The sequence below is a fragment of the Kitasatospora sp. SUK 42 genome, from assembly GCF_015776785.2.
GTDB lineage: Bacteria > Actinomycetota > Actinomycetes > Streptomycetales > Streptomycetaceae > Kitasatospora.
Window position 1 is genome coordinate 1,849,163 of record NZ_LFMD02000003.1, and the last position, 15,295, is coordinate 1,864,457.

A 15,295-nucleotide genomic window follows, 5' to 3' on the forward strand; every position below is an offset into this window, starting at 1 on the left:
GTCGAGAGTTTCCGAGGCTGGCTGAGGCGACGATGACGGAGAGCAAAGCAGTGACGACGAACCGGGGCGCTGTCCTCCCGCTCACCTCGGCGCAGGCCGAGATCTGGTTCGACGAGCAGTTCGCCGCGGGCCCGTTGGCCTACAACATGGCGGACTACATCGACCTGCGCGGGCCGCTCGACCCCGAGCTGCTCGGCCGCGCCCTGCAGCGCCTGGGCCACGAGGCCGAGGGGCTGCGGGTGCAGTTCGTCGAGGAGGACGGCGCACCCGGCCAGATCATCCGGCCGCTGGCCCAACTCCCGCTGAAGACGTTGGACTTCAGCGACGAGGTGGAGCCGCTGGCGGCGGCCGAGCGGTGGATGCGGGCGGACCACGCCGACCCGATCACCATCACCGACTTCCCTCTGTTCCGCGGTGCGCTGATCCGGCTCGACGCCGAGCGGCACCTGCTCTACCTGTGCATGCACCACATCCTCGCGGACGGCTTCAGCCGCGGGCTGATCTACCCCAAGCTCTCCGGCCTCTACAGCCGGCTGGGCGCCGGGGCCGCCCCCGCGGAGCTGGACGCCGACGCGATCCCGCCGTTCCACCGGCTGCTGGACGCCGAGCGCAAGTACCTCGACTCCAGGATGGTCGCCAAGGACCGCGCCTACTGGACCGACCGGCTCACCTCCGAGGAGCACGGCCCGCTGCCCGAGCTGGTCTCGCTCTCCGAGCAGGAACCGGCCCCCGCCCGGGTCGCGCTGCGCGAGACCGTCCGGCTCTCCCCGGAGAGCACCGCCGCGCTGCACGCCCTCGCCCAGGACGGCAAGGTCACCCTGCCGGTGCTGATGGTCGCCGCGATGGCCGCCTACACCCAGCGGGCCACCGGCGTCGCGGCGCCGCTGCTCACCCTGCCGGTCACCGGCCGGGTCGGCGCGGTCAGCCGCTCGATCCCCGGCATGCTCGCCAACTACCTGCCGCTGGCCGTCCGGGTCCGCCCGGAGATGACCCGCACCGAGCTGCTGCGCGCGGCCTGGCGCGAGGTCTCCGGCACGCTCCAGCACCAGCGCTACCGCGGTGACCGGGTCCGCCGCGACATCGGCCTGCGGATCGACGACCAGCGCGCCTTCGGCCCGTTCATCAACGTCCTCAACCAGGACCCCGAGCTGCCCTTCGGCGAGGAGTGCCGGGGCGTGGTGGTGAACCTCTCCACCGGCATCGTCAAGGACCTCATCATGACGGTCCTGAACGCGGACGACGGCACGGTGGAGCTCCACCTGGACGGCAACCCCGAGCTGTACACCGCCGCCGAACTCGCCACCCACCTGGCCCGGTTCGCGACCTTCCTGGGCGCCCTCGCCACGATGCCCGCCGACCGCCCGCTCGGCCAGGTCGGCCTCGGCGCGACCGGCGAGCCGCTCGGGCTGCTCGGCGCGTGGGACCGCGCCGCCGAGCCGGACCAGGGCCTGGTCGAGCGGGTGCGCGCCGTCGCGGCCGCGCACCCCGACGCGGTCGCGGTGTACGACGGCCGGGAGCGGGTGGACTACCGCGAGCTGCTCACCCGCACCGCCGGGGCCGCCGCCCGGCTGACCGCCGCCGGGGTGGGCGCCGGTTCGGTGGTGGCGATGTTCGCCGAGCCCGGCGTGCCCTTCGTCACCGGCCTGCTGGCCGTCCAGGCGGTCGGCGGCGCCTACCTGCCGCTGGACCCGACCGCGCCCGCCGCCCGCAACGCCGGGCTGCTGGCCGACAGCGGCGCCCGGCACGTGCTGGCCGGCGCCGGGTACGCGGAGCAGGCCGCCGAGGTGGCCGGCTCGACGGCCGCCGTACTGCCGCTGGCCGACCCGGGCGACTCCGCCCACACCGGCGAACTCGCCGCCGTCGGCGGCGGGTTGGACCTCGCCTACGTGATGTTCACCTCCGGCTCGACCGGCAGGCCCAAGGGCGCGATGGTGCAGCGCTCCGGGATGATGAACCACCTGTGGGCCAAGATCGGCGACCTCGACCTCACCGCCGGCCACTCCGTGGTGCAGAACGCCCCGCTGACCTTCGACGTGTCGGTGTGGCAGATGCTCGCCCCGCTGCTGGTGGGCGGCGCCGTCCGGGTCTCCGGCACCGACATGGCCGCCGACCCGACCGCGCTGTTCGGCATGGTCCGGGCGGAGCGGATCACCGTCCTGGAGGTCGTCCCTTCCCTGCTGCGCGCCGCCCTGGACGCCTGGGACCTCGACGGCAGCGCACCCGAACTCCCGGACCTGCGCTGGCTGATGGTCACCGGCGAGGCGCTGCCCGCCGACCTCTGCCGGCGCTGGCACGCCCGGTACCCGGCGGTGCCGATGATGAACGCCTACGGCCCCACCGAGTGCTCCGACGACGTCACCCACGCCGTCATCACCGCCGCGGACGACCTCGGCGCCCGCGTCCCGATCGGCGGCGCGGTGCGCAACACCCGCCTCTACGTGCTCAGCGACGAGCTCCAGCCCGTCCCCGTGGGCGTCCCCGGCGAGCTCTACATCGGCGGCGCCGGCGTCGGCCGCGGCTACCTGCACGACCCGGCCCGCACCGCCGGCACCTTCATGGCCGACCCCTTCGCCGGCCCCGGCACCCGGATGTACCGCACCGGCGACCGCGTCGTCCAACGCCCCGACGGACAGCTGGAGTTCATCGAACGGCGGGACCACCAGGTCAAGATCCGCGGCCGCCGCGTCGAGACCGGCGAGATCGAGGCCGTCATCCGCAGCCTCGACAGCGTCACCGACGCCGCCGTGGCCGTCCTGCCCGACACCTCCGGCAACCCCCGCCTGGTCGGCTACCTCACCGGCCCCGACGTCCGGCCGAGCCAGGTCCGAGCCGAACTCGCCCAGCTGCTGCCCGCGTACATGATCCCGGCCTCCTGGCTGGTGCTGGACGCCATGCCGCTCACCCCGAACGGCAAGCTCGACCGCAAGGCCCTGCCGCAGCCCGCCACCACCGAGCAGGACGGCACCCGCGGCCCGCGCACCGAGCGCGAGCGGATCCTGTGCGACATCCTCGCCGAGGTGCTCGGCACCACGAGCGTCGGCATCGACGAGGACTTCTTCGCCCTCGGCGGCGACAGCATCCGCTCCATCCAGGTGGTCAGCCGCGCCCGCAAGGCCGGACTGACCTTCAGCACCCGGGACATGTTCACCCACAAGACCGTCGCCGCCCTGGCCCGGGTGGCCGGCGGCGGCGCCGCGGAGCCGGCCGTCCGGGAGGACGAGGGCGGCCCCGGCCCGTACGAACTCACCCCGATCATCGCCCAGTTGCACGAGGACACCCGCAGCCTCACCGGCCCGGTGGTCAAGTACAGCCAGCACGTGGTGGTCCGCGTCCCGGCCGGCCTGGACGCGGAGCTGCTCGACGCCGCCCTGCACGCCCTGGTCGACCACCACGACGCGCTGCGCACCCGGGCCACCGAGCCCTCCCCCGGCCTGTGGCACCTGGAGGTGCTGGCCCCCGGTGCGCTGGGCGGTGTCCGGCTCGTCAGCACGGCGGAGGGCAACGAGGCCGACCTGCTCGGCTTCGCCGAGCGGCAGGCCGCCGCCGCCCGCGCCCGGCTCGACCCCGGCGCCGCCGTGGTCGTCCAGGCCGTGCTGATCCCCGCCGCGCCCGGCGCCGACAGCGCCCACCTGGTGATCTGCGCCCACCACCTGGTCATCGACGGCGTCTCCTGGCGCATCCTGCTGCCCGACCTGGCCGCCGCCTGCGAGGCGCTGGCCGAGGGCCGCACCCCCGCCCCGGACCAGGTCGGCACCTCCTACCGCGCCTGGTCCCGGCTGCTCGCCGAGCAGGCCCGCACCCAGGTGCGCGGCGCCGAACTCACCCTCTGGCAGGGCATCCTGGACGGTCCGGACCCGCTGGTCGGCACCCACCGGCTGGACCCGGAGACCGACGTGTACGGCACCCAGCGCACCCTGCGCCTGGAGCTCGGCCCCGAGGTCACCGGCCCGCTGCTCACCGACGTCCCGGCGGCCTTCCACGCCGAGGTCAACGACGTGCTGCTGACCGGCCTGGCGCTCGCCGTCGCCGACTGGCGCCGCCGCCACGGCCACGCGCAGTACGCCCAGACCCTGATCGAGCTGGAGGGCCACGGCCGCGAGCAGCTCAGCGACGACCTGGACCTGTCCCGTACGGTCGGCTGGTTCACCTCCGCCTTCCCCGTCCGCCTCGACCCCGGCCCGCTGGACTGGGACGAGCTGTGGTCCGGCGGCCCCGCGCTGGCCGCCGCGCTCAAGCGGATCAAGGAGCAGCTGCGCGCCCTGCCCGACCGGGGCGTCGGCTACGGCCTGCTGCGCTACCTCAACCCGCACGCCGCCCGCACCCTGGCGGGCCGCCACAAGCCGCAGATCGGCTTCAACTACATGGGCCGCTTCGACGCCCGCGAGAGCGGCCTGTGGGAGCCGGCCGGCGGGGACGGCGTGGTCGGCACCGGCGCCCACCCCGGCATGCCGCTGCCGCACCTGCTGGACGTCACCCCGGCCACCGAGGACCGGCAGGACGGCCCGCACCTGATCGCCAACTGGTCCTGGGCCGGGCGCACCGTCGCCGAGGAGGACGCCCAGGACGTCGCCGAGACCTGGTTCCGCGCCCTCGAACTGCTCTCCCGGCACTCCGGGCCGGGCGGCCGCACCCCCTCCGACCTTCCGCTGGTCCGGCTGGACCAGGAGGAGATCGAGGAGTACGAGACCGAACTCGCCCGGGCCGGCACCGCACTGGCCGACGTGCTGCCGCTCACCCCGCTCCAGCAGGGCATGCTCTTCCACGCCGACTACGACGCCGCCGGGCAGGACGCCTCCGGCGAGGGCGTCGACGTGTACACCCTGCAGATCGTCGCCGACATCGAGGGCGAGCTGGACCCGGCCGCCCTGCGCGCCGCCGGCCAGGCCCTGCTCGACCGGCACCCCAACCTGCGCGCCGCCTTCCGCGCCCGGGCCGCCGGCGAGCCCGTCCAGGTGATCCCGCAGCACGCCGAACTCCCCTGGCTGGAAGCCGACCTGACCGACCTGCCGGAGCCCGCCCGGGCCGCCGAGCTGGACCGGATCACCGAGGCCGAACGCACCCGCCGCTTCGACCTCGCCGCCCCGCCGCTGCTGCGCTTCGCCCTGGTCACCCACGGCGAGGGCCGGCACCGGTTCATCTGGACCAGCCACCACATCCTGGTCGACGGCTGGTCGATGCCGCTGCTGGTGCGCGAGCTGTTCGCGCTCAGCGCGCCCGGCGCGGACGTCACCCTGCTGCCCGACCCGGCCCCGTACCGCTCCTACCTGGCCTGGATGGCCGCGCAGGACCGCGAGGCGGCGCGCGCCGCCTGGCACGGGGTGCTGGCCGACCTGGAGGAGCCGACCCTGCTCGTCCCGGCCGACCCGGCGCGCGTCCCCGCGCTGCCGGAGGCCGTCCGCACCGAGGTGCCGCGCGAGCTGACCGCCGCGCTGTCCGGCTGGGCGCGCGGCCAGGGCCTGACCCTCAACACCGTGGTCCAGGGCTGCTGGGCGCTGCTGCTCGGCCGGCTCACCGGCCGCCAGGACGTGGTGTTCGGCACCGTCACCTCCGGCCGCCCGGCCGAGGTGCCGGACGTCGAGGCGATGATCGGCATGTTCCTCACCACCGTGCCGGTCCGGGCCCGGCTGCACCCCGGCGCCACCCTCGCCGAGCTGCTGCACGCCCTGCAGGAGCAGCAGTCCGCGCTGCTGCCGCACGAGCACCTCGGGCTCGCCGCGATCCACCAGGCCGCCGGGCTGGCCGGCGAGGCCTTCGACACCGTGGTGCTGTTCGAGAACTTCCCGCTGGACGAGCAGGGCCTGGCCACCACCGAGGGCCCGCGGGTGGTCCGCGCCGAGGCCCGGGACGCCCGGCACCACCCGCTCAGCCTGGTGGTGCACCCCGGCGAGGCGCTCAGCCTGCGGCTGGACTACCACCCGGGGCTGTTCACCCGGCCCGAGGTCGAGCAGGTGGCGACGGTCCTCCTGCACCTGCTGCGCACCGTCGCCGAGCGGCCCGCGCTGCCGCTCGCCCAGGTCGACGTGACCGCCCCGGTCGACCTCACCGGCAACGCCACCCCCGGCGAACTGGGCGGACTGCTCGGCAGCTGGGACCCGTCGGTCCCCGAGGAGAGCCTCGGCGTGGTCGAGCGGGTCCGCGCGGTGGCCGAGCGCACCCCCGGGGCGGTCGCCGTGACGGACGGCGCCGGCTCGGTGGACTACCGGGAGCTGGTCGAGACGGCCGGCGGACTGTCGGCGGCACTCACCGCCGCCGGGGTCGGCACCGGATCGGTGGTGGCGATGCTCGCCGAGCCCGGCGTGCCGTTCATCACCGGGGTGCTCGGCGTCCTCGGCGCCGGCGGTGCCTACCTGCCGCTGGACCCAACCGCGCCCGCCGCCCGCAACACCGCGCTGCTGGCCGACAGCGGCGCCCGGCACCTGCTGGTCGGCGCCGGGTACGCGGAACAGGCGGCCGGGTTCGCCGCCGCCGTACCGGGCGGGCCGGTCACCGTCCTCGGGCTGGAGCCCTCGCTCACCTCGCGCGCCCTGCCGGAGCCGGTGGGGACGGGGCTGGACCTGGCGTACGTGATGTTCACCTCCGGCTCGACGGGCAGGCCCAAGGGCGCGATGGTGCAGCGCTCCGGGATGATGAACCACCTGTGGGCCAAGGTCGGCGACCTCGACCTGGTGGCCGGCGACTCCCTGGTGCAGAACGCTCCGCTGACCTTCGACGTGTCGGTGTGGCAGATGCTCGCCCCGCTGCTGGTGGGCGGCGCCGTCCGGGTGTCGGGGACGAAGATGGCGGCCGACCCGACCGCGCTGTTCGGCATGGTCCGGGCGGAGCGGATCACCGTCCTGGAGGTCGTCCCCTCGCTGCTGCGGGCGGCCCTGGACGCCTGGGACACCGAGGGCGGGGCGCCCGAACTCCCGGAGCTGCGCTGGCTGATGGTCACCGGCGAGGCGCTCCCGGCCGATCTGTGCCGGCGCTGGCACGCCCGGTACCCGGCGGTGCCGATGATGAACGCCTACGGCCCCACCGAGTGCTCCGACGACGTCACCCACGCCGTCATCACCGCCGGTGACGAGCTCGGCGCCCGGGTACCGATCGGCGGCGCGGTGCGCAACACCCGCCTCTACGTGCTCAGCGACGAGCTCCAGCCCGTCCCGGTCGGAGTGCCCGGCGAGCTGTACGTCGGCGGCGCCGGCGTCGGCCGCGGCTACCTGCACGATCCGGCCCGTACGGCGGGCACCTTCATGGCCGACCCCTTCGCCGGGCCCGGCACCCGGATGTACCGCACCGGCGACCGCGTCGTCCAACGCCCCGACGGACAGCTCGAATTCATCGAGCGACGGGACCACCAGGTCAAGATCCGCGGCCGCCGCGTCGAGACCGGCGAGATCGAGGCCGTCATCCGTTCACTGGCGACGGTGGCCGACGCCGCCGTGGCCGTCGTTCCCGACGCCTCCGGCAACCCGCGCCTGGTCGGCTACCTCACCGGCCCCGGGATCGACCCCGAGCGGATCCGCCGCGAGCTGGCCGAACTGCTGCCCGGCTACATGGTCCCGGCCTCCTGGCTGGTGCTGGCGGCCATGCCGCTCACCCCGAACGGCAAGCTCGACCGCAAGGCCCTGCCCCGCCCCGACCTGGCCGAGCAGGGCGCCGCCCGAGGCCCGCGCAACGACCGCGAGCGGGTGCTCTGCGAGATCCTCGCCGAGGTGCTCGGCACCACCGGCGTCGGCATCGACGAGGACTTCTTCGCCCTCGGCGGCGACAGCATCCGCTCCATCCAGGTGGTCAGCCGCGCCCGCAAGGCCGGACTCGCCCTCACCACCCGGGACGTCTTCACCCACAAGACCGCCGCCGCCCTCGCCGAGATCGCCGAGGAGGCCGGAAGCGCCGCCGAACCCGTCCCGGCGGAGCCCGAGGGCTCCCTGCTCACCCTCTCCGACGAGGAACTGGCCGACCTGGAATTCGAGCTGAACGAGGAACTGTCGTGACGACCGCTCCGAGAACACGCGCCACCGGACCGACCGCCGGCGGGCCGAACGCCACCGGGCCGAACACCGCCGGGGCCGGGACGAAGATCAGCGAGGTCCTGCCGCTCTCCCCGCTCCAGCAGGGGCTGCTGTTCCTGTCCTCGTACGACCAGGCCGCGTCCGACCCGTACACCCTCCAGCTCGTCGCCGAGCTGGACGGGCCGGGCGCGGGCGACGGCGAGCAGCTCGCCGACCGGCTGCGCACCGCCTCCGCCGCGCTGCTGCGTCGCCACCCCAACCTGCGGGCCTGCTTCCGCCACCGCCGCAGCGGCGAGCCGGTCCAGGTCGTCCTCAAGGACACCGAGGTCGAACCGGAGTGGGTCCGGCACGACCTCACCCACCTGCCCGAGGCCGAGCGGGAGGCCGAGGCCCGGCGGCTGACCCGCGAGGACCGGCTGCGCCGCTTCGACCTGGCCCGGCCGCCGCTGATGCGGTTCACCCTGATCCGGCTCGGCGAGGGGCGCCACCGCTTCCTCTGGTCGGTGCACCACATCGTCATGGACGGCTGGTCCTTCCCCATGGCGGTACGGGAGCTGGGCCTGCTGGGCGATGCCGAGCGGGCCGCCGCGCTGCCCGCCCCGGCACCGTACCGGTCCTTCCTGACCTGGCTGAACGGCCGCGACCGGGCCGCGGCGAGGGCCGCCTGGGCGGAGCTGCTGGACGGCCTGGACGGGCCGCTGCGGGTGCTGCCGGACGCCGAGGACTCGCTCGAACCGCCCGCCCTCGTCCGGCGGGCGCTGTCGCCGGAGCACACCGCCGCCCTGGCCGGCTGGGCGCGCGGCCAGGGCCTGACCCTCAACACCGTGGTCCAGGGCTGCTGGGCGCTGCTGCTCGGTGGGCTCACCGGCCGCCAGGACGTGGTGTTCGGCGCCGTCACCTCCGGCCGCCCGGCCGAGGTGCCCGAGGTCGAGTCGATGATCGGGCTGTTCGCCAACACCCTGCCGGTCCGGGCCGACCTGCGGCCGGACCGGCGGGCGAGCGAGCTGTTCGCGGCGCTGGCCGCCCAGCAGCTCGCCATGATGCCGCACGAGCACCTGCCGCTCGCCGAGGTGCAAGCCGCCTCCGGGGTGCAGGGCGAACTGTTCGACACCGTGCTCGCCTTCCAGAGCTACCCGATGGACGAGGCGGCGCTGTACCGGGAGTCCAGCGGCACCGTCAGCGCGGCCCGGATCCTCTCCGCCACCCACTACCCGCTGAGCCTGACCGTCTTCCCCGGCGACCGCCTCGACCTCCAACTCGGCTACCGCGCCACGGCGCTGACCGAGCCCGAGGCCGAGCGGACGCTCGACCGGCTGACGCGCGTCCTGGAGCAGGTCGCCGAGGACCCGCACACCCCGCTCTCCCGGCTCGGCGCGCCCGAACCCGCCGAGCTGGCCCGCGTCCTCGGCGAGTGGAGCGGCGCCGCCACCCCGGCCTGGCCCGCCCGGCACACCACCGTTCCCGCGCTGTTCGCCGAGCAGGCCGCCCGCACCCCGGAGGCCGTCGCGGTCACCGCACCGGGCGCCTCGCTGACCTACCGCGAACTGGACGAGCGCTCCAGCCGGCTGGCCCACCTGCTGGTCGAGCACGGCGCCGGGCCGGAGTCCTTCGTGGCCGTCGCCCTGCCGCGCGGCGCCGAGCTGATCACCGCCGTCCTCGCCGTGCTCAAGTCGGGCGCCGCCTACCTGCCGCTGGAGCCCACCCACCCGGCGGACCGGATCGGCTACACCCTGGGCGACGCCCGTCCCACCCTGCTGCTGAGCGCCTCCGGCCTGCTGCCCGGCTTCGACCTCCCGCGCATCGACCTCGACGCGCCGGACACCGCCGCCGCGCTCGCCGACCGCCCGGCCACCGCGCCCCCCGCCACCGCCCGGCCCGAGCACCCGGCCTACGTCATCTACACCTCCGGCTCCACCGGCCGCCCCAAGGGCGTCGTGGTGCCGCACCGCAACGTGGTCCGGCTGCTCGACGCCACCGAGCACTGGTTCGGCTTCGGGCCCGAGGACGTGTGGACGCTGTTCCACTCGATCGCCTTCGACTTCACCGTCTGGGAGCTGTGGGGCGCCCTGCTGCGCGGCGGCCGGCTGGTCGTGGTCCCGTACGACGTCTCGCGCTCCCCCGACGCCTTCCTGGACCTGCTCGCCGCCGAGCGGGTGACCGTCCTCAACCAGACCCCCTCCGCCTTCTACCAGCTGATGCGCGCCGACGCCGAGCGATCGCGAGCCCTGTCGTTGCGAACCGTGGTGTTCGGCGGCGAGGCGCTGGACCTCGGCAGGCTCGCCGACTGGTACACCCGGCACGCCGAGGACGCGCCGCGGCTGGTCAACATGTACGGCATCACCGAGACCACGGTGCACGTCTCGTACCAGGAGCTGGACGCCGCCACCGCTGCCGCCGGGAACGGCAGCGTGATCGGGCGCGGCATCCCCGACCTGCGGGTGTACCTGCTGGACGGCGCCCTGCGGCCCGTCCCGGCCGGGGTGCCCGGCGAGCTGTACATCACCGGACCCGGCCTCGCCCGCGGCTACCTGAACCGGCCCGCGCTGACCGCCGAACGCTTCGTCGCTTGCCCCTTCGAGGCGGACGGCACCCGGATGTACCGCACCGGCGACCTCGGCCGATGGCGCGACAGCACCCTGGAATACCTGGGCCGCGCCGATGAGCAGGTCCAACTGCGCGGCTTCCGGATCGAGTTGGGCGAGATCGCGACCGTCCTCGACCGGCACCCGCTGGTCGCCGAGGCGGCCGTCGTCGCCCGCGAGGACCGGCCCGGCGACCAGCGGCTGGTCGCCTACGTGGTGCCCGCCGACCCGTCGCACACCGAACTCACCACCCTGCTCCGGGAATTCGCCGCCGAGCGGCTGCCCGAGTACATGGTCCCGGCCGCCGTGGTCGCGCTGCCCGCGCTGCCGCTGACCGCCAACGGCAAGCTCGACCGCCGCGCCCTGCCCGCCCCCGTGTACGCCACCTCGGCCCGCGCCCCGCGCGGCCGCGAGGAGGAGCTGCTCTGCGACGTCTTCGCCGAGGTGCTCGGGCTCGAACGGGTCGGCGCCGACGACGACTTCTTCACCCTGGGCGGCCACTCGCTGCTCGCCACCCGGATCGTCAACCGGGTCCGGGCCGGACTCGGCGCGGAACTCCAGGTCCGGGACCTCTTCGAGGCGCCCTCCCCGGCCCGCCTCGCCGAGCGGCTGACCGAGCGACTGACCGAGCGGCCGCCCGGCACCGGACGGCCGGACGCCGCCGCGCGCCGCACCCCGCTCACCGCGGGCCCCCGCCCGGCCGTGCTCCCGCTCTCCCCCGCCCAGCAGCGGCTCTGGTTCGTCGAGCAACTGGGCGCCCCCGGCGGGCTGTACCACATCCCGCTGGCCATCCGGCTCACCGGCCGCCTCGACACCTTCGCCCTGGCCGCCGCGCTCCAGGACGTGGTGGCCCGGCACGAGGCGCTGCGCACCGTCTTCCCGCGCCGCGCCGACGGCGCCCCGGCCGGGGGAACCTCGACCGGAGGAACCTCGACCGAGGGGACCACGACCGGGGACACCGCCGAACAGCGGGTGCTCACCCCCGCCGAGGCCGTCCTCCCGCTCCCGGTCAGCCCGACCACCGAGGCCGAACTGCCCGAGGCGCTCGCCGCCGAGGCCGCCCGGGGCTTCGACCTCCAGAGCCGGCTCCCGCTGCGCGCCCGGCTCTTCACCCTCGGCCCGGAGCAGCACGTGCTCTCCCTGGTGCTGCACCACATCGCCGCCGACGGATGGTCGCTCGCCCCGCTCGCCCGCGACCTCACCGCCTGCTACCGCGCCCGCCGCGACGGCCACCGCGCCGAACTCCCGCCGCTGCCCGTCCAGTACGCCGACCACACGCTCTGGCAGCACGAACTGCTCGGCACGGAGAGCGACCCGGACAGCGAAATGTCCCGCCAGCTCCACTACTGGACAGAGCGGTTGAGCGGCCTGCCGGAGGAGCTGGCACTGCCCTTCGACCACCCGCGCGGCACCCGGGCCGACCACCGCGGCGAGGTCCTGCGCACCACCGTGCCGCCGCAACTCGCCGAGCGGCTGCGGCACTCGGCCGCCGACTGGGCCGTCAGCCCGTTCATGCTGCTGCGCACCGCCCTCGCCGCGCTGCTCACCCGGCTCGGCGCGGGCACCGACATCCCGCTCGGCGGCCCGATCGCCGGGCGCACCGACGCGCAACTCGACGAACTGGTCGGCATGTTCGTCAACACCCTGGTGCTGCGCACCGACACCTCCGGCGACCCCGGCCTGCGCGAACTCGCCGAGCGGGTGCGGGAGTCGGACCTCGCCGCGCACCAGCACCAGGACCTGCCCTTCGAGAAGCTGGTCGAGGTGCTCAACCCCGAGCGCTCGATGGCCCGGCACCCGCTGTTCCAGGTGATGATCGGCCACCAGCAGTCCACCCGGGCCCCCGAGGCCGACGACCCGGAGCTGACCGTCACCGAGCAGCCCGTCCCGGTCCGGACCGCCAAGTGGGACCTCTCCTTCCAGTTCACCGAGGCCCCCGACGCCCTCGCCCTCGACGTCGAGTACCGCACCGACCTCTTCGAGCCCGCCACCGCCCGCCGGATCACCGACGCCTACCTGCGGCTGCTCGCCGCCGGCCTCGCCGAACCGGCCACCCCGCTCTCCCGGCTGGACCTCGTCGACCCCGAGGAGCAGGCCGAACTGCTCGCCCTCGGCACCCACCGGCTCGGCACCCCGCACAGCACCCTCACCGCCCTGGTCGACCGGCGGATCGCGGCCACCCCGGAGGCCGTCGCCCTGGTCCACACCGCACCGGGCCACCCCGACCGGCTGCGGTTCACCAGCTACGCCGAACTGGACGCCGCGGCCAACCGGCTGGCCCGGCTGCTGATCGCCCGCGGCACCCGCCGGGGCGAGCTGGTCGCCCTGCGACTGGAGCGCGGACCGGCCGTGGTGAGCGCCCTGCTGGCGATCGCCCGCACCGGCGCCGCCTACCTGCCGATCGACCCGTCGTACCCCGCCGAGCGGGTGCGCGACATGCTCGCCGACAGCGGCGCCCGGCTGCTGCTCACCGAGCACGCCCTGGCCGGCCTCGACCTGCCCGCCGGGGTCCGCCCGCTGCTCCTGGACGCCCCGGAGACGGAGGCGGAGCTGGCCGAACAGCCCACCGGGGCCCCCGAGGTCGCCATCCGCCCGGACGACCTGCTCTACGTCATCTACACCTCCGGCTCCACCGGCCGCCCCAAGGGCGTCGCGGTCTCCCACCGCGCCGCCGTCCGCCTGGTGCTCGGTCTGCCCGAGGTGGCGCCGACCCCCGAGGACACCTTCCTGTACTTCGCGCCGGTCGCCTTCGACGCCTCCACCTTCGAGCTCTGGGGCCCGCTCGCCCACGGCGCCCGGCTGGCGATCCAGCCACCCGGCCCGGCCGACCCGCAGGCCCTGGAGTCCTTCCTGACCAGGGCCGGGGTGACCATCGCCTTCCTCACCACCCAGCTGGTCAACACCCTGGCCGACACCCGCCCGCGCGCCCTGGCCCCGCTGCGCGCCCTGCTCACCGGCGGCGAGGCGCACTCCCGCGACCACCTGGACCGGCTCCGGGCCGCGCTGCCCGGCACCACCGTGTTCCACGTGTACGGCCCCACCGAGACGACGACCTTCGCCACCGGCCAGGACCTCGGCCGCGCCGACGGCACCGTCCCGATCGGCCTGCCGATCGGCGACACCGCCGGGTACGTCCTGGACGAGGCGCTGCGCCCGGTGCCGCGCGGCGTGGTCGGCGAGCTGTACCTGGCCGGCGAGGGCCTGGCCCGCGGCTACCTGAACCGCCCCGCGCTGACCGCCGAACGCTTCACCGCCGACCCGTACGGCCCGCCCGGCACCCGGATGTACCGCACCGGGGACCTGGTCCGCTGGGACCGGCACGGCCGGATCGAGTACGTCGCCCGCGCCGACCAGCAGGTCAAGATCCGCGGCTACCGGATCGAACTCGGCGAGATCGAGCGGCTGCTGGCCGCCCACCCGGCCGTCGCCCGCGCCGCCGTCCTGGCCCCCGCCGACGCCGCCGGCCAGCGCCGGCTGGTCGCCTACCTGGTGCCCGCCGAGGACGGCCCGGCGCCCGAACCGGCCGAGCTGCGACGCCACCTGGCCCGCTCGCTGCCCGGCTACATGGTCCCCGACGCCTACGCCGCCCTGCCCGAACTGCCGCTGAACGCCAACGGCAAGCTGGACGTCCGGGCGCTGCCCGAGCCCGCCCGGGCGGCCCGCACCCCGCGGGCCCCCCGCACCGGGCCGGAGCGGCTGCTCTGCGCGGCCGTCGAGGAGGTGCTGGGCCTGCCGGAGGTTGGCCCGGACGACTCCTTCTTCGCCCTCGGCGGGGACAGCCTCAAGGCCATCCGGCTGGTCAACGCCGCCACCCGGGCCGGGCTGCCGCTCACCCTCGGCGCGGTCTTCGAGCACCGCACCATCGAGGCCCTGGCGGCGAGTTCCGGACCGACGGGGGCCGGGGGCGTCGACCTGCTCGCCCCGCTGCTGCCGATCCGGCCCACCGGCGGCCGCGCCCCGCTGTTCTGCGTGCACGGCGGCCTCGGCTTCGCCCTCCCGTTCGCCGCGCTCGCCGAACACCTCGACCCCGAGCAGCCGGTGTACGGCCTCCAGGCCCGCGGCCTGTCCGACCCCGGCCCGCTGCCCACCGACCTCGGGGCGGTCGCCGAGGAGTACCTGGCGCGGATCCGGAGCGTCCAGCCGCACGGCCCGTACCACCTGCTCGGCTGGTCCTACGGCGGCGTGGTCGCCCACGAGATGGCGGTGCGGCTGCGCGCGGCCGGCGAACGGGTGGCCTTCCTGGCCAACCTGGACTCCTACCCCGACGACGCCGGGGGCGCGCGGCCGAGCGACGCCGAGTTCCTCGCCGACTTCCTGACCGAGGCCGGGGCCGATCCGGCCGGGCCCGCGGAGCTCACCCCGCAGGGCGTCGCCGCCCACCTCGCGGGTGCCGGGGGGCCGCTCTCCGGACTGGAACCGGCCGTTCTGGAGCGGCTGCTGGCCGTCATGAGGAACAATCTGGAGCTGTTCCAGCGCTTCACCCCCGGCCGGCTGGAGGACTGCCCGATGACGCTCTTCACGGCCGTCGGCGGCCCCCGGCGGCCCACCCCGGAGGAGCTCACCCTGAAGCTCAAGAGCTGGGAGCCGTACGTCGGTCCGGCCGTCCACGCACACGCCGTGGACGCCGGCCACCAGCAGCTGCTGCAACCCGGGCCGGCCGCCGCGATCGGCGCGGTCGTCGAGCGGAGCCTCGCCGACCTGCACCGCCGGTGACCCCCG

The 15,295-nt window shown here is 75.5% G+C and carries 2 protein-coding genes; both read left to right on the top strand.

The genetic code is table 11. The annotated features are described in order from the left end of the window. Positions 1–50: 50 nt before the first annotated feature. A complete protein-coding gene (locus tag RZ50_RS18040) occupies positions 51–7,976 on the top strand; it encodes a non-ribosomal peptide synthetase (protein WP_217680606.1) in 7,926 nt (2,641 codons plus the stop codon). Continuing rightward, the gene (locus RZ50_RS18045) at positions 7,973–15,289 is read left to right on the top strand and encodes a non-ribosomal peptide synthetase (RefSeq protein WP_308271726.1); all 7,317 of its coding nucleotides are present in this window, start codon (positions 7,973–7,975) and stop codon (positions 15,287–15,289) included. Before RZ50_RS18040 ends, RZ50_RS18045 begins: the two co-directional genes overlap by 4 nt. Positions 15,290–15,295: the final 6 nt, after the last annotated feature.